The organism is Mesorhizobium sp. WSM4935, assembly GCF_029625735.1.
Taxonomy (GTDB): Bacteria; Pseudomonadota; Alphaproteobacteria; order Rhizobiales; family Rhizobiaceae; genus Mesorhizobium.
Genome location: NZ_JARTVR010000011.1, coordinates 40,929 through 62,773 on the forward strand (window position 1 = coordinate 40,929; position 21,845 = coordinate 62,773).

At 59.6% G+C, this 21,845-nt stretch carries 10 protein-coding genes and 9 pseudogenes; 10 read left to right on the forward strand and 9 right to left on the reverse strand.

What is annotated here, in order from left to right; translation table 11 throughout:
• Positions 1-61: 61 nt before the first annotated feature.
• From P9273_RS22625 to P9273_RS22645, 5 genes and pseudogenes are all read left to right on the forward strand, one after another.
• Positions 62-721: a response regulator transcription factor gene (locus P9273_RS22625; RefSeq protein ID WP_024505389.1), complete on the forward strand. Its 660-nt coding sequence runs from the start codon at positions 62-64 to the stop codon at positions 719-721.
• Complete coding sequence (locus P9273_RS22630; RefSeq protein ID WP_063169275.1) at positions 718-2,046, forward strand: sensor histidine kinase; 1,329 nt, start codon at positions 718-720, stop codon at positions 2,044-2,046. The genes P9273_RS22625 and P9273_RS22630 overlap by 4 nt, the downstream gene beginning before the upstream one ends.
• A gap of 1,950 nt (positions 2,047-3,996) precedes the next feature.
• Positions 3,997-5,301 (forward strand): annotated as a pseudogene (locus P9273_RS22635) (M16 family metallopeptidase); the annotation flags it as partial.
• Between the two features lie 549 nt (positions 5,302-5,850).
• Positions 5,851-6,576 (forward strand): annotated as a pseudogene (locus P9273_RS32300) (M16 family metallopeptidase); the annotation flags it as partial.
• A 568-nt stretch (positions 6,577-7,144) separates the two neighbouring features.
• A pseudogene (locus P9273_RS22645) lies at positions 7,145-8,459 on the forward strand (NAD-dependent succinate-semialdehyde dehydrogenase).
• Positions 8,460-9,243: 784 nt separating this feature from the next.
• Here P9273_RS22645 and P9273_RS22650 read toward each other — a convergent pair.
• The gene (locus P9273_RS22650) at positions 9,244-9,759 is read right to left on the reverse strand and encodes a DUF2285 domain-containing protein (protein WP_224570032.1); all 516 of its coding nucleotides are present in this window, start codon (positions 9,757-9,759) and stop codon (positions 9,244-9,246) included.
• Positions 9,760-9,874: 115 nt separating this feature from the next.
• A pseudogene (locus P9273_RS32405) lies at positions 9,875-10,054 on the reverse strand (transcriptional regulator domain-containing protein); the annotation flags it as partial.
• A gap of 582 nt (positions 10,055-10,636) precedes the next feature.
• On the opposite strand from P9273_RS32405, the pseudogene P9273_RS22655 reads away from it, so the two are divergent.
• From P9273_RS22655 to P9273_RS22660, 3 genes and pseudogenes are all read left to right on the forward strand, one after another.
• Positions 10,637-11,008 (forward strand): annotated as a pseudogene (locus P9273_RS22655) (transposase); the annotation flags it as partial.
• 760 nt (positions 11,009-11,768) lie between these two features.
• Positions 11,769-11,885: pseudogene (locus tag P9273_RS32410) on the forward strand (hypothetical protein); the annotation flags it as partial.
• A 3-nt stretch (positions 11,886-11,888) separates the two neighbouring features.
• Entirely contained in the window at positions 11,889-12,017 is a 129-nt protein-coding gene (locus P9273_RS22660; protein WP_135907184.1) for a hypothetical protein, read from the forward strand.
• Here the strand turns inward: P9273_RS22660 and P9273_RS22665 are convergent.
• The 3 genes and pseudogenes from P9273_RS22665 to P9273_RS22675 form a co-directional block, all read right to left on the reverse strand.
• Positions 11,983-12,612, reverse strand: a complete 630-nt coding sequence (locus P9273_RS22665) for a hypothetical protein (RefSeq protein WP_278050857.1) — start codon at positions 12,610-12,612, stop codon at positions 11,983-11,985. The two genes, P9273_RS22660 and P9273_RS22665, sit on opposite strands and share 35 nt — an antisense overlap.
• A 192-nt stretch (positions 12,613-12,804) precedes the next feature.
• Positions 12,805-13,118: pseudogene (locus P9273_RS22670) on the reverse strand (ATP-binding protein); the annotation flags it as partial.
• Positions 13,051-13,662, reverse strand: a pseudogene (locus P9273_RS22675) (Mu transposase domain-containing protein); the annotation flags it as partial. The pseudogenes P9273_RS22670 and P9273_RS22675, both read right to left, overlap by 68 nt.
• Before the next feature lie 516 nt (positions 13,663-14,178).
• Between P9273_RS22675 and P9273_RS22680 the strand changes: the two are divergent.
• Positions 14,179-14,538 (forward strand): hypothetical protein, encoded by a 360-nt coding sequence (locus P9273_RS22680; protein WP_126066776.1) that lies wholly within the window; start codon positions 14,179-14,181, stop codon positions 14,536-14,538.
• 569 nt (positions 14,539-15,107) lie between these two features.
• Here P9273_RS22680 and P9273_RS22685 read toward each other — a convergent pair.
• Together P9273_RS22685 and P9273_RS22690 are read right to left on the reverse strand one after the other, a co-directional pair.
• Positions 15,108-16,424, reverse strand: a complete 1,317-nt coding sequence (locus P9273_RS22685; RefSeq protein ID WP_063169281.1) for a type II toxin-antitoxin system HipA family toxin — start codon at positions 16,422-16,424, stop codon at positions 15,108-15,110.
• A complete protein-coding gene (locus P9273_RS22690; protein WP_210326673.1) occupies positions 16,414-16,713 on the reverse strand; it encodes a helix-turn-helix transcriptional regulator in 300 nt (99 codons plus the stop codon). Before P9273_RS22690 ends, P9273_RS22685 begins: the two co-directional genes overlap by 11 nt.
• Before the next feature lie 764 nt (positions 16,714-17,477).
• On the opposite strand from P9273_RS22690, the pseudogene P9273_RS22695 reads away from it, so the two are divergent.
• Positions 17,478-17,826 (forward strand): annotated as a pseudogene (locus P9273_RS22695) (aldehyde dehydrogenase family protein); the annotation flags it as partial.
• Positions 17,827-18,372: 546 nt separating this feature from the next.
• On the opposite strand, the gene P9273_RS32415 reads toward P9273_RS22695, so the two are convergent.
• Positions 18,373-18,591 carry a hypothetical protein gene (locus P9273_RS32415; RefSeq protein WP_063169286.1) on the reverse strand — a complete coding sequence of 73 codons (219 nt, stop codon included), beginning with the start codon at positions 18,589-18,591 and terminating at the stop codon, positions 18,373-18,375.
• 549 nt (positions 18,592-19,140) lie between these two features.
• Positions 19,141-21,072, reverse strand: coding sequence for a potassium transporter Kup (locus P9273_RS22705; protein ID WP_063169287.1), 1,932 nt, complete (start codon positions 21,070-21,072; stop codon positions 19,141-19,143).
• Positions 21,073-21,845: the final 773 nt, after the last annotated feature.

A 21,845-nucleotide genomic window follows, 5' to 3' on the forward strand; every position in this document is an offset into this window, starting at 1 on the left:
TACTGTCAGCTTCGATCAATAAGGCAGGAGCCTTGCCCTCATACCGGAGCTCGGCAGCCTGATGCGAATACTGCTCATTGAAGACGACGACGACCTTAGAAGTGCTGTGCACGATCATTTGGTGGCTGGTGGCCACGCGGTCGACTGGGCCGAGGGCCTGTCCGGAGCGCGCGGTCATGCAGCTGTGGCCGGCTACGACGTTATTTTGCTCGACGTTCACCTGCCGGACGGCAATGGCATCGACTATCTGCGGGAGCTGATCAAGGGGCTTGATACAACGCCGGTCATCATTCTGACAGCCCGCGATCGGATTTCGCATCGCATCGAGGGGCTCAACGCTGGCGCCGACGACTATTTGGTCAAGCCGTTCGATCTGGGGGAACTCTCGGCACGCATCCGTGCAGTGGCACGTCGCCAAGGGCATTTTCCGGAGCCGCAATTTTCGGTTGGGACGCTTTCCATACAGGCAGCCGAGCGACGCCTCTTCCGCGACGGGCAGGAGGTCCACCTGTCTGGACGCGAATGGGCGGTGCTCGACTGCCTTCTACGCCGGCCCGGTTCGGTCGTTTCAAAGGGGAGGATCGAGCACGCGCTTTATTCATTCAATTCGGAGTTCGAGAGCAACACAGTGGAGGTTTATGTCAGCCGGCTCCGCAAGAAGATCGGCGGGGATAGAATAGCAACCGTGCGTGGCTCCGGATACAGGCTCGTGGTCACATGACGAACTCGAACAGCATGACGAGAAAGCTGATATCGTGGTTAGGCGGGGCAACGCTCCTGGTTTGGATCGCCGCCCCAACCATTGCTGCGTTCATTTTTTGCAATAATGTAAACGAAAGTTCGGATGACTTGCTCCAGGGGAGCGCAGAGTACAGAGAACCAGAGCTGATCAAGGTCTTGAATGGAAAACACGTTGATCAATACAATAACCACTTGCCAACTTATGAAAAGTACTGGACCTATCGTGAGCAGGTTATTAATAAGTACGGGGTAGTGCTTATTTCTGAACCGGAAGAGGGTCAGCAGCCCTTCCCTGATGCTCCCCTGAGTAACGGCTTTTGGCGAAACGCTGATTACCGCGTCTACACAGAGGAGATCCAAGACGGCGTGTATCATCAGTTGGCCGAACCGCTTGATGGCCGCCGTACCACAATCGCGAAGGGCGCACTTTTTGTCTTCCTTCCGACACTCGTGCTCCTGCCCTTTAGCTTAGCTGTTTGGTGGATCGTGATCCGGCGCTCGCTGCGGCCAATCGAGGTACTGCGACAGCAGATCGGATCGCGCGACGGCGGCAATCTGTCACCAATGGACTTGGGCGATTTCCCGGCAGAGTTGGCTCCAATCGCGGCATCCGTCAATCGGCTTCTCGATCGTCTGCGGGCGGCTCTCGAGGCCGAACGCGAGTTCGCCGCAAACAGTGCGCATGAACTGCGCACGCCGATCGCAGGTTCAATCGCTCAGATGCAGAGATTAGTGGCCGAGCTTCCCAATGGGTCGGCCAAAATGCGTGCGCGCGGCATCGAGCAAGCGCTGTCGAGCCTTGGCCGCCTTGTCGAAAAAGTGCTTCAGCTCGCTCAAGCCGAATCGGGGGTTGGCATGGCGGATCACGCGATCGATCTTGTCCGATCGGTTCGGCTGGAAATCGATGACCTGAGGAAAAAGCCGCAATATGCCGGACGCCTGCATCTTAACGTCGACGGCTGCCCCACTTTGATGCGCAAAGTGGATGTCGATGCGTTTGGGATCCTCCTTCGTAACCTGATCGAGAATGCGCTGATACATGGACTGCCCACTGTTCCGACAACAGTTTCCGTCCAAACTGATGGAACCATCGCTATTGCAAACGCCGGACCGGTGGTGCCCCTCCCCGACCTCGAAGGGCTTACAAAGCGATTTAGTCGTGGTGCTACTCCTGCTGCGGGCTCAGGCCTTGGTCTACATATCGCTAACATGGTTATCCAGCGGATCGGTGGCAGTCTAGAGCTTGCGTCGCCCGCCCGCGGTCGCAATGATGGTTTCGAGGCGATCATACGAATTCCTCAATGACACCGGTGAATTCGACGACAGTTGGACACAGGGCGGATTGCTGGCAAGGCTGCTGACAGGGCGAACTGTACGGCAGTATGTATACGGCGTAGAAATCGTACTTCACACAACGCATTTCGGCCGCGGCAATCAATGCCGCTATCATCGTCTGAGCAGTTCGATCGAAGCGACACGACATGATCGGCAAAATCGAAGGCTCCGCCTCACCGCTCGCTCGATTTCGCCCGGGGAGAAAAAAGGCCATCCGAGAAAGTGCAAGCCGCCGCGCAAAGGCGACGTGTCCAATTGTCTGGGTGCCCCTGTGCGCCGGCCCGATCGGGTTGGCGCAGGTCCAGTAAGGACCCGGACCAACCATTCCATTTAGACGACCGGCAGGTTTTAATCGGCGTCCGGATCGCCGTCCCAAAATGCCCCAAGTATACGGCTAGAAAGGCTGCCAACGATCGAGCTTTGGTCGGAGGCGTGCTTGTCAGCGTCTTGGGTGCTTGACCGGCCTTTGCAATGGCCATCGCCATCGCAAGTATCGTGCGTGGCCAGTGAGACCGCAATTTCATCAGCCTGGAGCCGACCGTATCGGTGCTTTTTTATGATTTAGGGATTTTTCGTTTTCCTCTTGGATCATCACGGGTTTGGAGAGGATCTGGTGTTAAGTGCCATTCGGAGCGCCGGCGAACGGCCCGAAATTAATGTGGTCGAGTGATGAAGCCTCCCGAATGCGTTAAACGAGACCCTTTATGGCGGCCCTGGCTGACAACAGTCTGAAAGCTGCAAGCGGCATGCGAAAATGGGGCGATCCTGAATGACGACAGATGCTATCAACATGAAAGAGGCTCGCCCTGAAAGCTGAGCACGCTTTATGCTCAGGCTGCTGACAAGGCCAAAGCAGCGTAAGTGCGTAGTGAAATCCAAGGTCCACATGGGTCGTCGCGCGTCCCATGCGCCTGGGAAGGCGCCGGCCCGGCCAAGCTTTCCCAGCTCGTCCGCATGATGCTTCGCTGAGCGTCAATGGACGTTGGCGCGAGACCAAGGCGTCGTGCGTTGCAATCCGGACGGTCCAGGGTATCAGGAGTTTCACGGCCTCGGCCCGCTTGGCTGGCCACAGTTGAAGCTCCAACGTACCGGCTGGCACCGGGAAATTGGGCTCTGCGCTGCCTCAACGCTGATGGCACGGTCAATGCTTGCCTACCGATGGGGCCGCCCATGCCGTGATGCTGTCGGTCGACGTTCGCAAACCAGACCCTCGCGAGACCCAGCGAAGGGGCTCGCCGGTACGACGAGGGACCTTACCTCTTTATGCGCGGCATCATTATCGAGGATGACATGTTGCCTTACACGTCGTCCCTCGCGCTCGGGTCTTTGTGGGGCGGATGAAGTCCTGATCGCGGTGGCACTGCTGCATGTTTGCGTAAGACCCATCCAGTCACGATCGCGCTGTCCTTCGATGTCGCGGTGCTGATAGGCGGGCAGATCGGTGTGCGCGGCGCCCGCCAAAGGATCGTCGTCACGCCGGAGGAGGCGAGCGTCATAGCCGGCGCGCCGGCGAAAGGCGCTTTCTGTCGGATGCCCGACAATGTCGGATATCGCAAGTATCAAGGTTGGATCAAACCTTGCGAATCGGGGCTTTCTTACTTGGCACGGGGCATGCTCAGGTATCCGCAAACACCCAATGGATAACGAGCAGACTTCCCATGGCCTCACCATGCCGAAAGTTTCCCGGACGCATCCAAAGATGAGGCTCGCGTCAGGCCCAGCAACACGCTGACGGCTCATGTGGCTCGGCGTCGCGTGCCGATCCACTTTCTCCCAATAGGCGTTCGGGAGACATAGATCCTTCAAAATGAGGAACAGATCACTTTGCCAGGAACGCAGCCCATAACCCCACTCTCCCTACCAGAACTACCAAGCAAGCCCCGCACTCATGGGCTTCGCAGGACGTCCGTTGCGTCCGAGTTGGTCGGCGCGGGGCCGGCTCCGATCCCCGTCGCATGGGAGGACGGCAAGGCGAGGGATTTCGTGCTCGACAACGGCATGGAGGTGGTCGTCATTCCCAACCACCGGGCGCCGATCGTCACCCACATGGTGTGGTACAAGATCGGCAGCGCCGACGAGCCGCCGGGCAAATCCGGCATCGCCCATTTCTTCGAGCATCTGATGTTCAAGGCGACGACCAACCATGCGGGCGGCGAATTCGACCGCGCAGTGTTCGAGATCGGCGGCTCCAACAACGCCTTCACCTCCTCCGACTACACCGCCTTCTATCAGACAGTGGCGCCGTCGGCGCTCGAGCTGATGATGAGCTTCGAGGCCGACCGAATGCGAAACCTCATCCTGACCGACGATGTCGTCAAGACCGAGCGCGATGTGGTCATCGAGGAGCGCCGCTCAAGCACCGACACCAACCCGCAGGACGTTCTCCATGAGGAGATCGACGCGACGCTGTGGCAGAACCACCCCTATCGCATCCCGATCATCGGCTGGATGCAGGAGATCGAGCAGCTGAACCGCGTCGACGCCACCGTCTTCTATGAAAAGTACTACTGGCCCAACAACTCCGTGCTGATCGTGGCCGGCGATGTCGAACCGGACACGGTGCGGGCGCTGGCCGAAAAGACCTATGGCAAGGTGGCGCGCGGACCTGACCTGCCGCCGCGCATCCGGCCGGTTGAGCCCGAGCAGAACACCAGGCGCACCGTCACGCTCTCAGACGCCCGCGTCAGCGTGCCCAGTTTTTCGACGCAGTGGGTGGTGCCGTCCTACCACACCGCCAAGCCGGGCGAGGCCGAAGCGCTCGACCTGCTGGCCGAAATTCTCGGCGGCGGTAACCGCGGCCGGCTCTACCAGGCGCTCGCTGTCCAGCAAGGTATCGCTTCCAGCGCCCGCGTCTATTTCCAGGGCACTATGCTCGACGACACCAAGTTCGCCATCTATGGCGCACCGCGCGGCGATGCCAAGCTGGCTGATCTCGAAGCGGCGGCCGCTGCCGAAGTTGCCCGCATTGCCGAGGATGGTGTCAGCAACGAGGAACTAGGCAAGGCCAAGGACCACTATTTGCTCAATATGATCTTTGCGGAAGACAACCTGGACTGGCTCGCCAGCATCTACGGCTCGACGCTGGCCACCGGCGGTACCGTGAAGGATGTCGAGGAACGGCCGAATCGCATCCGCAAGGTTACCCCCGAGCAAATCAAAGCAGTTGCCGCCCGCTATCTCGCGTTCGACCGTTCGACCACGGGCTATCTCTTGCCCAAGACGGAGAATCAAGAGATGACGCTCGGCGCTCGGCCCCATGCTGCGATGAACATCCAGGAGGTGAAGTCCGAAAAGGGCATCATCGCCTGGCTGGTGGAGGACCACACAGTGGAAATCGTCAACATCGGCTTTGCCTTCAAGGGCGGCACCAAGCAGGACCCGGTCGGGAAGGAGGGGATGGCCAAACTGATGGCCGGCCTGTTCATCGAAGGCGCTGGCCATTACGACAGCGGTGCCTTCCAGGTGAAGCTCGACCATGCCGGCGCCGAAATGAGTTTGGACGCGCAAAGCGACGACATCTACGGATCGATGTGCATGCTTTCCAAAAAGCAGGACGCGGCGTTCGGCCTGCTTCGGCTCGCGCTGAACGCGCCGCGCTTCGAGCAGGGGCCGATCGATCGCGTCCGCGCCGAGATTGTCTCCCGCATCGTCGGCAGCGAGCGAGACCCTAACGCCATCGCTCAGCGCAAATGGCTGCGCGCGATCTATGGCGCGCATCCTTGTTCAAGGCTGGGAGAAGGCACAAAAGAGAGCCTGCCCGGCATCACGCCGTCCGACCTCCGCGCCTTCCACCAGGCCATTTTCGCTCGCGACGGGCTCCATATTGCCGTGGTGGGTGACATTGACGCGAACACGTTGAGGGAAAGGCTTGACCAGCTGTTTGGTGATTTGCCTGAGCAACAAACCCTCGTCCCCGTCTACGATGTCGCGCCGAAACTCGGTCAACTGGTGGAGGAGAACTACGACCTGCCGCAGACTTCGCTGACGTTGGCCTGGCCTGGCGTGAAGCCTAGCGCGCCGGATTTCTACGCGGCCGTGCTGCTGAACGACATCCTTGGCGGCTCATACTTGACTTCCCGCCTTTACGAGGAGGTACGTCAAAAACGCGGCCTTGCCTATCACGTCAGCTCTGAACTAACCCTTGACTCGCTTCTGGTTACGACAGAGACACGCTCGGACTGCGCTGCCCAAACACTGAGCATCGTGCGAGATGTGGTAAAGCAGATGGCGCAGCAAGGACCGACCGGGGCCGAGCTCAAGGCGTCGAAGAAGCACCTGATCGGCGCCTATGCCATCGACCAACTGGGCTCGACCCGCTCGATTGCAGACCGGCTCCTGGATTTGCAGATTCACAAGGCCGACGTCGACTACAACCAGCGTCGCGCCCGCAGCATCGGTCGGGTGACGCTCAAACAGGTCAAGGCGGCGGCCAAAAAGCTGCTTTCGGCCGAGCCCGCCATTTTGGTGGTCGGCCCGCCGCTGGGCGGCAAGGATGAGTAAAGAAACTCATCTCACCTTCCTTCTTCATCGGGGCTTCTCGTGGGAAGAGCGAATGTGGAGGCCCGTGGGCCAAGCAGATCATGCAGACGCGCGGAGTCGTTTTCGCCGACCTTGCGCGGCATTGGCGGTCCGGCGGCCTCTCGCCGAAATGGCGCTCCTCAGCATGTATGCCGCCTTTTTGCAGAATTCAGTCGCATGCCACCAGCAGGCATGGTGGATGAAGCAAACATCCGACTGCTTAATCCATCAATTGATGAACCGCGGGCACTCAAACTAACGAAACTGCTGTCTTTTCATCGGGCTAGCGTGGTCTACCAGCTGCTTTGCCGAGGCCCTACGACGAACCCACTGGTGCAGAATACACACTGACGGCCTGTCGACCTGGATGTTCGCTGCGTTGAGGAGGAATCCGGTATTGCCCCTGTGCCTGCCGATGATCCGCCGTCTGAAATCCCCGCACCTGTTTGGAGCCATCGACCGCCTGCCGGCACTCGGCAGACCAGTTGGCAATAAGACGTTCGAGGTCGTCAATCCGTCGACCGGCGAAGTTTTGGCAGAGCTTCCCGATATGGGCGTGGAGGAGACACGTGCTGCGGTAGACAAGGCCTATGTTGCGCAGTCGGGATGGGCCGCGTTGACGGCCCGAGAACGTAGCGACGTTCTTTGGCGATGGCATCAGCTGATCATCGACCATGCAGGCGATCTCGCCGCGATTCTGACTGCGGAAATGGGCAAGCCGCTTGCCGAAGCCATTTCAGAGGTATCGCATGCGGCGGCGTATCTGCAATGGTATGCCGAGGAGGCCAATCGCGTCTATGGCGAGACGATCTCGGCACCCTCGACAGACCGCCGAATGCTAGTGATCAAGCAGCCCATCGGCGTTGTTGGCACGATCACGCCATGGAATTTCCCGGCCTCCATGGTGGCGCGCAAAATCTCGCCGGCCTTGGCTGCGGGCTGCACAATCGTGCTCAAGCCCGCTGAACAGACGCCGCTCGTGGCTGGCGCAATGTTCGCCCTCGCCCATCAGGCCGGCTTTCCCGATGGCGTGGTCAACCTGATCTATGCGTCCGAAGGTGATCGCGTGGGCCGTGAACTCTGCACCAATTCCAAAGATCAGCTTTACCGGTTCGAACGAGGTCGGACGGCTGCTGATGCGTCAGTGCTCTGACCAGATCAAGAAGGTCAGCCTTGAAACCGGCGGCAATGCACCTTTCATCATCTTCGATGATGCCGACATTGACGGTGCTGTTGACGGTGCGGTCCAGGCGAAGTTCCGCAATGCCGGCCAGACCTGCGTTTCCGCGAACCGCATTTACGTCCAATCGAGCGTTCACGATGAGTTCGTCAAGAAATTCGTGGAAAGAATCCGGCACTTGTCGGTTGGCGACGGATTCGATGCCGGAGTGGACATCGGACCGCTCATCGACAAGCATGCTCTGGCCAAGATCGAGTCTCACGTCGCAGATGCCATTGCGAAAGGCGGCACAATACGATGCGGGGGCCAGCGTATCGGCAAGAATGGCACGTTTTTCGAACCCACGGTCCTCACCGAGATTTCCAGCGTCATGGCAGTCGCGCAAGAGGAGACATTCGGGCCGCTCGCGCCGATCATTCGCTTCAACGATGCGGATCAGGTCGTGCGCGAGGCCAATGACACGATATACGGCCTCGCCGCATACTTCTATGCCTCAAACCTGAAGCGGGTCTGGCGTGTGGCAGAGGCTCTGGAATATGGCATGGTTGGCATCAACACGGGACGCATGTCCTCGGAGGCGGCACCGTTTGGCGGGATCAAACAATCCGGCATCGGGCGGGAGGGTTCCCGTCATGGCCTCGAGGACTATCTGGAAATGAAATATCTTTGCATGGGCGGGATTTGAAACCTGCTGCACTGTCTCTCCGCCCCACCGGGGGGCGGCCTGCGGTCAATGCCGCCACCTAATTGGAAGTTCCAAACGCCGTTGACCTGAAACACGGATGCCCGGCAGGAGACTGAGCTCGCTGTCGGGCCGGACATGCCTTGGGAGGGCATAAGTCAGCGCTCCTAGGGCCGATGGGCCACTCAGTTCGTGCGCCTTTTGCCGATTGCGTTGCATGTGCCGTGCCAAGCCAAAAAGCATTGATAAACCGCCGATGGATCAGCTTTTGCCCTGTTGCGCATTCTACATTGTGGGATATGCGACAATGCCCAAGCGGTTGAATCGTCGTGTTGCAGAACCCCAGACGGGTCATGACTGCTATTCTTAGGACAGTGCGCAGCAAGCCGCTACTCGCTGCACTCCAGGCACACCATTTCCATAATCAAGCGGTGGGTGCTATGTTGACCGAGCTGTCGACCAGGGAACGGTGTGAGGCCTCAGATCCCTCCATATTGTTGCACCCGCCGGTCCAACAGGACTGCAGGTCCGGCCTCAAAGGATCTTGGCTGCTATGGCGACATTGCGGTGCACGCCGCTTTCCGACCAATGATGTGCGTCCAGGTCGAGGCCGGCCCTAATGAACCACCGCCTTGGCACCCTCGCCCATCTCATTTCGGCATCGACAAGCTAGACCAGAGCGCACTTGCAAGGCGCCATGCAGTCCTGTCGGCGGGCGAACTGTTGGTGACGGGTACAGCTGCGAGCGAACGTTCATCCACCGACGCACAGCGCGGACTGTCGCTTTTCAAATTAGGAAATCTCTGTAGCCACCATTCATGAGCGCGCGGCCACGCGAGACGGCCCGACGGATGCGGTCGCGCAGATGATCGCGAGGATCCGCCCAGTCGGCATGGACGCGCCGTTGACCGATGAGAACTTCGGCGAGCTCGCGATGAGGTGCTCCGGCGAGCGAACCGTCGAGCGCACGAAGAACGAAGGACAAACGAACGCCGCGCTTTTCCGGCGCAAACAAGCGGGGGGGCAACTGTTGCCCTAGACTGAGAGCATTGAGGCACTCCAGTCCCCTCAGTCGATGCTTTAAAAGCACCGCGGGCCAGATGGCTTGCGTATGCAGGCAAACAGGGTGGAGGATATTCGCGCCCGAGACGGCGAGCTGCAGCGCGTGGTCCGCATTGCGAAGAAGAACATGCTGGCTCTTGTCGGGCGCCAGCAGGACGATTGCACGACAGGGCAATGCCGAGAGTTCGAACGGCGGTGTCGGCGACGAGGCAGGCAACCGTTCCGCAATGACCGGCAGCACATGGACGCACCAGAGCGGACACCAGAATACGACCGAAGCGCGGCCACAAGACTCCGCGAAACAGAACACCCCAGCGTGACAGGTCGCCGGCCGACGCGACCATATCGAGAAAGGATTGGAGAGACCAAGTCTTGCAATGCTGGCGCGCAGCGGTCAGATCGCGCTGGAACGCTGGATTGCGGCGTAAGAACTCCCAAGCCCACTCCCGCAGCGTCAGGCCAGCGGTGTAGTCGTATGATCTTTCATCCCGCCAATCGGCCTGATCCGCGCCAGTCAGGAGATTCATGACTGACATCCCCTGCCCGCGCCTGCGTGCGTCGAAACATTATGCCACTTCGCAAAGCATCGGCGAAGGCAGCAGACGTCGAAGACCCCGTTTCGTTGAAGCGTCAGCCATCGCCACTGTCGGCGACAGAAGATGTGCCCAAATTGCCACCAGACCGTCGAACTGGCACAGCGACGGCCAGCGCGACCTGGAATTGATCCCGTAACGGTCATCGGCTCCTGCGTCGCGATCCAGACGTCCCTTGAAGGCGCAGTAGCGCGGCAGTGGATCGCACGCTGCTTGTCGGCAAGTTGTCGTAGCGGCGGCGCCATAGGCACGGTCATCGGAGGGTCTCCTGCGGCAAGCTTTCGCCATTGGAGGCCAATCTCCCCGCTAGGGCAGCCTGTGCAGTTGCACAGGTGAAGCGGATCAATCAGGGGGAGCCATGGCGGAAACTGGATGATGGCGGCTTGAGGAGAGCGGCGTATCGAGGCGGGTGATGAAGCCTGCCAGTACCTCTCAAGGAGAGTGATACGCCATGAACGAGACTATCAACACATTGTTCGCCTTCGTCAGCCCGACGAAATCGATGATACCCTGACGGATGTACTTCGCAGCGGCGCGCGCAAATTGCTTGCGCATGCGATCGAGATGGAGGCCGAGGCGTATGCCAAGGCGGTCGACTGCCTGACGAAAGATCATATTGCGTCGCTGGCGCTCTACGATTTCCCCGCCCAACACTGGGATCATCTGCGAACGTCCAATCCCATCGAAAGCGTCTTTGCAACCGTTCGCTATCGCACGGTGCGTACCAAGGGCTCGCTATCCTCGAAAACCGCCCAGCTGATGGTCTTCAAGCTGTTGGCCGCGGCCAGGAAGTGGCGACGATTGAAAGGACAAAATCAGTTGCCGAAACTCATCGCAGGTGCCAGGTTCCTGGACGGAATCCAGGTCATCGAAACGAAGCCGCAGAGCGCCGCTTGATCAGCCTCGTCACCCAAATTCCAGCATAGCTCCATCGGAACTGCCAGCCTTCCTTGCCGATCAGGCGCATATCAGCGCTGACGATACCGAGGACGGCGATGGCGGTCACCTCCAGGCCGCCGAGTAACGACCCTCAAAACACCGCACTGGTCGAGGCCAGCCTGAACCGGTATCTTGTGCCTGCCCTCGGGAGTCGCTCTATCCACCATGTGATCGACACCGACATTGCTAACATCACCAAGAAGATCGTCGCCGGGGGTCACCCGCAAGCGGCTAACACGGCCTTCTGGTGTATGCGGGCATTTTTCAACTGGTGTCGCAAACCGCCGCAACGGCTCATCCGCGGTTTCCCCGCGAGGGATTGGAAAATCCGGATCCGGCCCCGATCGTCAAGCGCAAGCGAGTGGTGAACGATGCCGAACTGGCGGCTATATGAACGGGCTGTGAGCCCGAACCGGGCGATATCGGCTATTCGTTCGGCTCCATCGTCAAGCTGCTCATTCTGACCGGACAGAGGCGTACGGAAGTTGCCGCGATGCGTTGGTCCTCAACCTTGAAGCCGGAACATGGAACTATCGGGTGACCGCACGAAGAACGAAGAGCCTACGCTTATTCCGCTGTCCACACTGGCGGTGTCGGTCCCCCAGACGGTACCGAAGACCAATGACACGTTTTTTTCCCTGCGAGGGGCAACGAAAGAAGCCACTTCTCAGGCTACGCGAAGGGCAAGAAGGCTCTAGACGGCAAGGTCAATACTGACGGGGTGGCTTTGGAGAACTGGACCCTTCACGATCTGCGCAGGACGCTCGCGACAAATCTCGGCAGGCGGCAGGTATTGCCACACGTCATCGAGCACATACTGAATCACAAGGCGGCGTCCTTGACAGACATTGGCGAAATCTACAATCTCTATAGCAACGTCAAGGAGAAGCGCGAGGTGTTGCAGATGTGGTCAAATCACATCGAATGGCTGATCAAGCAGGCTGCGGATGACGCTCTGGCGGCGTAGCTGCTGGCATGGGCGGAAGATGCGGCGCAACAATCGTCAGAGCCTCATCGAATTGGAGAGCATGCTTGACCAGCAAATGCGCGGCCAATGCTTCGATGGCCGACCAGTGATCGAGTACTAGCCGGGCCGTGCAATCTTCGATCCGCCCCCAATCGGGGCGGCGCGGCATCAGGAACCGCAACTCACCATAGATTCGCTTGGCATCCGCGTAGTCGCTGCTCCCCTCATTCCCATCGGACGCATTCATCGCCATATCGCGCGGGTCCAGATAGCCTTCGAATGCGGATTCTGCAAAAGGACCTGCCAGACACGCAACTATCTCTTGGATCGCTTCATCGCGTTGGAAATGTCGATCCATATCGTTCTCGAAAATCGGCTTTAGCTCCGAGGTGAATCCTTGCGCTGAATAGAAAACCGTGCCTTCGACAAAACCACCGCACTCTCCGTCACCGGCGTCGGGGTAAATACTAACACTTGAGAAAGCAGGGAGTTCACGGTCGTCGTCGAACGTCTGACGGTGCAAAACGATGGCGGCCACCGCGTGCCCGGCTTCGTGATGCGCCACAAGCGGCAGATATTGGGAGGCTACATTCATGCGGTGCGGCTCTCAGGTCTAGTTTGCTTTTGCGCATAGGACCGCAATTGTCGTGCCAACTGGGAAAATCGTTTCGGGCAATGCGATCGCTCCGATAGCGTTGCGTCTCCTGTCTGACATTGTTGGGAAGTCGACACGCGCCCGTCGCAATGCGGTCGACCTTCCGCGCGAGTTGGGTGACCCGTGAAGGCGGCCGACCAGGACGATGTTGCGCTGATCGGCGACGAAGGCGCGGCCGGGCGAGATCGCGCATCAGGGGGTGACCGGCGTGTCGGCGAAGTCGAAGTCGTCGATGTCCTTGGCCAGCGGCAACTTGGCGACAGCGAACTGGTATTTGATGGAGCGGGCCTGCTTCTCCGATATCTCGGCCTGCAAGAGATCACCGACAATCCTGGGCGGCTCGTGCCGTCGCTTGATGGCGACGCGCCCATGATCTCGTCATAGGCTCTGCGCATTCCGTAGAGCTTCAGCGCTCCCATCAGTTCCAGTACCTCGGTGCGTTCCATGGCTGTTTGTCCTCCTGAGACTGTCATAGCGGGTGCAGTCGGCGACCGCTCGTGAGCTAGCTTCAGCGCTTGGGGAATGGAAAGGATCGTGCCCGGCGCCGGATCGCGGCTGCGGGCCAGGATGTTGAGGATCACCGGCGCCGACGATGCACCGTGCTCGATGGCTTCCTGACAGGCGGCCTCGACCGCGCTCAATCCGTCGGTCAGCACCCAGGTGAGGATCAACACCATCTGCCGGTCGACGTCATCAACCGCCTTGAGCTGCGCCGCACCTTCTCCATTGCCGACCGCACGACCCAGCCAAGGAACGGCGCGCGCCGTGTGCCAGGGATCGTAGGCGACCTCGTTGCGGCCAAAGGAGCGAACGTGTTCTCCCACGACCACGCCATCCTCTGGCGGATGCGATCCGATCGACATAAGCATGGATCTCGATGGGCCGACCGACGGCACTCGACAGCACCGAGTATTTGTTGTTGTCGAAGCGCACCGTGCAGGTCTTCGACACCGACGGGGGAATGCAATGGAAGCCGTCGAAGCGACCGGCAGCCGCTCCCGCTGCGGCTTGGCCGCATTCGCCGACAGCAGCCGGTCCCGCGTCTCACGCCGAGCTCCCATGCGGGGATAGGGCTGGTGCTTGCGCTCGTAGCGGAACTGCGTCTCCTCAGAACGCAGGACCTTGCGCACCACCTTGCGCGAGATCTTCAGCTCACGGCAGATCGCTTTGATCGACTTCCCCTGGACCAGCGACAGCCGACGTATCTTTGCAATCGTCTCTAAAACCAACATCCAAAACACAAATGCCTCCGATCAAGCCGGAGGCATCTTGATGACCCCATCGTTAAGGGGTCCCGTTTGGACGAAAATCACCCTTTAAACAGGGTCCCCATTCCACGAAAAATCAATGCACTACCTTCCAAAGCTGCGAGAGATCGCCACCGACCGCTTTGAAGGGGCTTTCGGCGGTCTCGTCAGCGAGGTTGTGGCATGAAGAAACATCAATCCACAGCATTGGGCCGAAGCATGCCACGGGCTCATGCCGCGGGAGAGCGGGAAGATATTCTTGAAAGAAGAAGCGGTCTCCGACATCAATACCGACAGGATGGGCAGCTTTCTCACATCACTTGAGGTCGAGCGTGGCAGTTGCGACCCGCAATGCAAGGCTGGCGGCGATGCATGCCTTTGCGCGGTTCCTGATTTCGGAGCACCCCGAATATTAGGATACGCTGCAACTGGTGGTGACACTTCCCTTCAAGAGGGCGCGTGGGTGGCACCTGTCGAATATCTCGATGAGCCCGGAAATCAAGAGCGTCCTGGCGCGTATCGTCCGCCGCACGCCTTCTGGACAGCGGGATTACGCTCTGTTTTCGCTGATGTTCAATACGGATGCACGAGTTCAGGGATCCTGAATCTTCGATTGTGACCTTCGTCTGGTATCGCCCTGTCCCGCCGAGCAAAGCAACGACCGCCCCACACTGCTCACCCGGTTCGGTGTTCCATACTTGCTGCGCACACATGGCTGCGGGCGAAGGAACCACCATGGCGGAAAAAAGCATCCATCATCGCCCTTTGCGGGACACGACGGCCATCCACCTCGTCAAGGCGGGTGTTGACATCGCCACCATCAGTCGATGGCCAGGCCACTCGGGCTGAACTAACGATGCGCTACGCCCAGGCCGGTATCGATATGAAGCGGCAAGCGCTCGAACAAGGCTTCCCCGACGTGATGTCATCGGCAAAAGATCAGACGATCATCGCTTTGATGGCTGGATGTTTGGCTGGCTGCACCGCTTGTAGACGCTCAGTTATGTGGAGTTGTATCGCGGGAAGTCGCGCGTCTTGGGCTTTTGCGGTGTCAGCTCCACATCTCTCCGCAGTGCACGTTGTCACTGTTGAAGAGCCGTTTGTTCAATCTTCGTCCTGGCACGGCAAGGGTTGTCGATATTGTGGGCGTCTTGCGCTTGCCGAGCTTGTCCGAAATCCAGCGCCGGATCAGGCGTGAACACTGTTGCGTAGTTCGTCAGCCAGAGCGCGGAGAACGTCGGCGCTTCCTTCCAGCGCCGTAAAAGCGTAGGGATTGAGGAACTGTCGGCCCCAGAACAGATTGCGATCTGTGCCGGATAGCGTAGCTTCCTCGCTGACACGCGGCCAATTCTCCGCAATGCATCGGAGCTGGCCTTCAACAATCGCAAGAGCTTCCGGCGCGCTGAGCAGGAAGTGATGCGCCGCTTCAAGGCAGGACGCTATCCGGCTCATGCGGTTATTGCCGCTGATGAGCATGGCCTGGCTGGCCTCCTGGCCACTGCGGGCCTGCGGACAAATATCGTACGCAGGCGTGAGGGTGAGCTTAGCGCCGTCCCAGAATGCCGCATGGTTGCGGGCATGATCGTCGGTGTTGCCGCAAAGTATGTTGAAGACAATGCGGCTGAACAACTCGCGCAGAGTTTCCGACGGCGCGGTGAATCGGTGGCGAATGATCTCCGCCAAATCCTGGTAGCTGGCGTAACGCGCCATCATCTCATCGAGCGCGAGCATCGTCAGCGCTGAGACCATGGATTTGCGTTGCCAGCCGCCCGTGACCTTGATCCGGTCGAATCGCTCGACGAGCAACACGTCGTTGCCTGCGGCGCGAACGAGCGAGACGGATGCCGCTCTGATGCCGCACAAGGCGGCAAGCCGCATGGCTATGAATTCTCCTTTGACGACGCTGTAAAGGTCGGCAGACGAGGAAAATTTCGCGACATGCTTGACGGCGTCACCCTCGATCAGCGCCTTTGGCCTTGCGCCGCCGATCGAGCTGCCGTGATGCAGCGCCTGATCTAATTCGGGGGTGAGCGGAATACCTTTCTCTACCCGCTCCGCCGATTGGACAAGCTCTTCGAGAGTGGCATTGGCCAGTGCGCGCGGCTCGTAATGCATTGGCGAAAACTGAAAATCGAGCGCGCCGATGCGGTCCGAGCCTGATTCCAGCAAGAACGTCAGTTCTGAAATATCGAGCCGCGCGATTTCATCGCCCTTCACACCGAATTTGCGGTTTAGGATAACCCGTCGTCCCCAGGCATCAGGGGCAGCATCGCGGATGCATCCCGGCATGGTTAGGCCAGGAAGCAAAGGCAATTCGCCTGCCTTCAGGGGCAGTTCCGGGAGATAAAGCGGGATCGCGCTTCCCAGTTCACGAAAGCTCCTGCCATAGTTGAAGCTGACGAGTCCGTCATGGGCATATAGCCGCCCGGCGACAACCGGCGCGGTCTCGCCCGGCAGCCAGACCCAGACATAGGCTTCGTCGTACTTGGGGACCTTAGAACTCATCGACGATCTGCTTGCCGGCCTTGTAGACGTGCTTCGGCAGCAGCGCGATGCGATCGTCCATGCGGCCTGTGAGGGCTGTGATGCCATTGCCGTCGGCATCGAACAGCTTCACACCGACAATGGCAGCAGCTTCGAACATCAGTCCGATTTCGACTTTGGGATCGCCCTTCTCGATGCGCTGCAGGGTGCTGCGTGAAACACCGATTCTCTCGGCTAACTCCTGTGCGGTTAACCGGTGCTGCATCCGGCCAAGCCGGATGGTCTTACCGAAAAGGCCAAGCGCTTCCATCGCGTAGCGCGAATAGGTGCGTTTATACGTTGCCTTCATTCGGGTCTCTGTGACCTATGCATGATCCATATCGCCTTCTTTCGAACTTTATATAGGTAATGTCACAGAGCGACTGCCAAAGTCAAGACTCCGTATCGCAAGCGTTACCCATCCGAACGAGGAAGGCGGATATTGCCGACGGCTCCTGCACAACCGGCCAGCTCTGCGCGTCTCGGGCGAGGCGGAGATCTGGCGCTGGATCGCGGACAGCCTTGAGACGCCTCGCATGAGTCATTCATGGGCGGTCCCTGGTGCGGGGCCGCGGCGCTCGACTGCTGGCCGACATTCTCGGCGGCGGGACCCGCATCCGGCTACACCAGCACTTTTCGACCGCATACGCGCCCAGCTTCTCTCCGAAATCATTGCCAATGAGCGCGAACCTCATGCGATCGCCGAGCTGGCCTGGCGGCGCGGAATCTACGCACGCATCCGTATTCGAGACCGCCCAAGGGAGGCTGACTAGCGTAACGCCCTCCGATCTAAGCGCCTTCCACAAAGCCGCTTTCGCACGCGACGGGCTGCATGTGGCGGTCGTAGGCGACATAGATGCCAAGCCCTGAGAGTAAGGCTCTACCAGCTGTTCGGCGATTTGCCTCAGAAACTGGCGCTTGCCGGCGCGAACCAGTGGTATCGCGAGGGCGAGCACGCCGAGCGCTTTTCCTCCGCCCTCCACTGACCACAGACCCGCACGCAACGAAGCCGCGCTCGATCTTATCGTGGCGTGGCTAGGTGCAATGTTTGCTCTCGCCATCAGGCCGGCTTTCCCGATGGCGTGGTCAACCTGATCTATGCGTCCGAAGGTGATCGCGTGGGCCGTGAACTCTGCACCAATTCCAAAGATCAGCTTTACCGGTTCGAACGAGGTCGGACGGCTGCTGATGCGTCAGTGCTCTGACCAGATCAAGAAGGTCAGCCTTGAAACCGGCGGCAATGCACCTTTCATCATCTTCGATGATGCCGACATTGACGGTGCTGTTGACGGTGCGGTCCAGGCGAAGTTCCGCAATGCCGGCCAGACCTGCGTTTCCGCGAACCGCATTTACGTCCAATCGAGCGTTCACGATGAGTCCGCCGAGAAATTGTGGAGAAGGTCCGGCACTTATCAGTGGTCCGACGTCTACTCCCGGAGCGAAGCCGTCGCCAACCCAAGATCGAGTCCCACATCGCAGATGATAATTCGATGCGGGGCCGAACGATAAATATGCATGCTTTGGCCACCCCGAGGCAGGGCTCATTGAGATGATCCGACCGCCTTGGAACAAAGATGGGGTAGAGCAGATGAAGCGTTGGCAGCGTGTCTCCATTCGACGCGAGCGCTTAGGATGGGATCACGATCATTCGCATCACGCGCAGCCGCAAGGGCGATGCCATGGCTACTTTGGAATCGTTGAAGTGGTTTGAGCCGGACAGTCACAAATACACCCGTTACGCCGCGGCTCAGGAAACGGGGCGGCGTCCGGCGGTGGAGGTGCTCGCTGACTTAAAAAGGGTGCGGGCAGTCGTTGCGCTTGAGAGCGACGACATTTGGGATCCGGCACGGGGTGACCTGCTGCCAATCGGCAGTTAACAGGGTCCGACAAAAGTGTGCACAACATGCTGCTGAAGTGGCCTCCGGAAGCGCTACCGGAAGTTACGCGTCTTGAACTTGATAGGGTCGATATGGTCATACTGCATCGACGATGTCGCGCCCCTTCGGCATGCCGCGCGGATCGATGCCCGATCCGCCGTGATGAGCCTCGTCCCTCGGCCGTGCGGCAACGGAAACGGCGTCTTGCGGTTTCCCACGCTGGCCAGCCCGGCCGACAGATCGGTCAGCTCGTGGGCGACGAGGTGCACCACCTCCTCTTCCGTCGGATGCGTCCGCGGACGCCGAGCATGGCCGAAGCAAGAAGCACGCGCCGGAATTTCTCGAGAGATCTTGACCCAGACGACGACGTTTGCCGCACCCGTCTCATCCTCCAGAGGAACATGAAGCCTTTGGCCGAGCCCGGCCGCTGCCGGACCAGCACCAGGCCGGCGGCCTCGAGCCAGCTTCTGCCTCGCGCCTGCATAGCATCCTGACAGGTCACGGTGCGGCGCCGGTTAGGCGGCACGCCGATTTTGGCAACGCTAGCCTGTGAACTGAAGAATGAAGGTCGGACTTGCGGCACATCGATTAGGTTCAAATGATAAGTTGCTGCCCGGCGAGGTCGTTTCAGCGCATCTCGACTGGTGGGTCGGCAAGACAATGCGGAACGGAAATGATCGCAGGCGTAAAGGACGGCTTTCGGGGCCGGAAGCTTCAGGCCTGGAACCGGACCCCAGTTTGGCGCAAGCATCGTGGCCTCCGCCCGGTCAGGCATTCACCGGCTCGCGAAATGCCAATTGATTCTGCTTAACCGGGCATACCTAAACGGCCACTTGCGTTCCGATCTCGACCACACGTCCGGTCGGGATCTGGAAATACTCCGTCGCGTCGGCGGCCGTGCGCGCCAAGCCGATGAACAGCTTGTCCTGCCACACCGGCATGCCGGAGTTGGGTGACGCCTTGAGCGAGCGACGCGACAGGAAGAAGGACGTCGTCATGATGTCGAACTTCCAACCCTGCTTGCGGCAGATCGCCAGCGCACGCGGGATGTTAGGCTGTTCCATGTAGCCGAAGGTCAGTGTCACCCGCATGAACAGCTCATTGATCGTTTCCATCTTGATCCGCTCGCTGTCGGGCACCACGGGCTGCTGCGCCGTCACCACAGAGAGGATGACGTTCTGTTCGTGCAGCGCCTTGTAGTGCTTCAGGCTGTGCATCAACGCGGTCGGCGCACTGGCGGGATCGCTGGTCAGGAACACGGCCGTACCGGACACCAGCTGCGGTTTCTTCTTCAACAGATTGCCCGCAAGGAAATCGAGCGGAATCTGGTTCCTGCGCGTCTTGTCAAATAGATACCTGCTGCCTCTTATCCAAGTCCACATGGTCATCACGATCACTGCGGCAATGGCAAGCGAGGCCCAGCCGCCTTCGAATACCTTGACGATGTTAGCTGCAAAGAAGCCGGTATCGATGAAGACGAACACCGCCATTAAGGCTATCGCGACGCCGAGCGGCCATTTCCAGATGCGCGTCATCACAACAAAAAGCAGTATGTTCGTCACCAGCATATTGCCGGTCACCGAAATACCGTAGGCCGAGGCCAGCCGGCTGGATTCGCCGAAGCCGACCACCAGCAGCATCACCACCAGCGCCAGCATCAGGTTGATGCGCGGCAGATAGATCTGGCCCGACTGTTTTTCCGACGTGTGCTGGATGACGAAACGCGGCAGCATGTTGAGCTGTACCGCTTGCCTGGTCAGCGAAAAGGCGCCGGAGATCACCGCCTGGCAGGCGATCACGGTCGCCGCCGTGGCAAGCACGACCATCGGAATAAGCGTCCAGCCCTGGTTCATCTCGAAGAACGGATGACCGACAACGCCGCCATTTGCCAGCACGAAGGCGCCTTGCCCGACATAATTGAGCAACAGACAAGGGAACACGATCGCCAGCCAGGCGAGCACGATCGGCTTGCGGCCGAAATGGCCGAGGTCGGCGTAGAGCGCCTCGGCTCCGGTGACGGCGAGGAAGACTGCACCAACCGTAACGAAGGCGACGTCAGGCGAGTTGACCAGGAACGACACGATGTAATGCGGGCTGATTGCCAGCAGGATTTCCGGGTCGTCCATGATGTGGTTGAGCCCGGAAAGGCCGATGGCCAGGAACCACAGCGCGGTAACGGGTCCGAACACCAATCCTACGCCGCCGGTGCCAAACCGCTGTACCGCAAACACGATCGCCAGGATGGCCAGTGTCAGCGGCACCACATAGGGCTGGAACGTCGGCGTGACGACATTCATACCTTCGACCGCCGACAGTACCGAGATTGCCGGCGTAATGACGGCGTCGCCAAAAAAAAGCGCCGCGCCGACGATGCCGATGCCGATGCCGATGCCGAGGATCACCGCAGAGCAGGTCGGGAAACTGTTGCGCGCCAGCGCCATAAGCGACAGCACTCCGCCCTCGCCTCGATTGTCGGCGCGGAGCACGAACATGATGTATTTGATCGTCACGGTGATCGTCAGGGACCAGATGATCAGCGAGAGTACGCCGAGGATGTCGCCACGGCTGGCGACGTTGCCACCCGCTGATGCATGCAACGCCTCGCGAAATGCATAGATCGGGCTGGTGCCTATATCGCCATAAACGACACCTAGTGCGCCCAACATCAGCGCCTTGGTGCTGTGCTGCTCGACCTCAGAATGGCTCGATTGTTCGACAGGTTCTGCCTCGTTACCAGCATTGGTAAGGGCCATGGACGACACTCCGATAAGCGCGCGGTGCTCTACGCTTGCTGCACTGCAATATCAAGTTCCGTCACGTAATGTCTGCCGTCTCGCCTGTCGTTGCTCGCCTTGGTAGACTCGCCAGCCCGCAGCCCTACCGAGCAGCAATAGCGCCCCGGCAGAACCCTCAATCGCCCAGATCAATGAATGGTTATCGCCCACAGTGCCCCCCCGCGATGCGGCCGATGGCGACCAGGGTGTCGTGGGCGCACAAGGATGGCGCTTTCCTGATGACGCCGTGCTCCAGGTGTGATCGCACCGTTGCTGCGCAAGCCATTTACTTGCTCGTCCCAGCGAGGACCGTGGCCAACTGGAACGCAGGGCCACGCCGCTCACCGGCCGCACTTTGCGGCGCAGATAACGATTCGATCTCCGCGGCGAGATTCTGGTTGAAGAAGCCACCAAGCTTGTCGAAGGACACACGGTCGTAATATCGACATGCCAGTATCCGCAACCCAGAAAAGCTCCTTGGGCTCCGCTGCGCGCGCCACGAACAACCCGATCTTCTCTGCGAAGAGGACGCCGTAATCCTTCAGGTTGAAGCCAAACCGGGGGGCGGCCGTGACGTATGGGCGAAGGGCTAGGAGGCGGGTTCGGTGAGGAACGGCATTGATGTCCACGCCGTCTCCTGGAAAGACAGAGGAATGCGGTGTCACCGACTGGCGCCGGAGGTTGATCCGGTGATTAGGAGGAGCACTCGTTGTCGGATTCTCGACGATGTCGGACATCTGACACAACGCTGC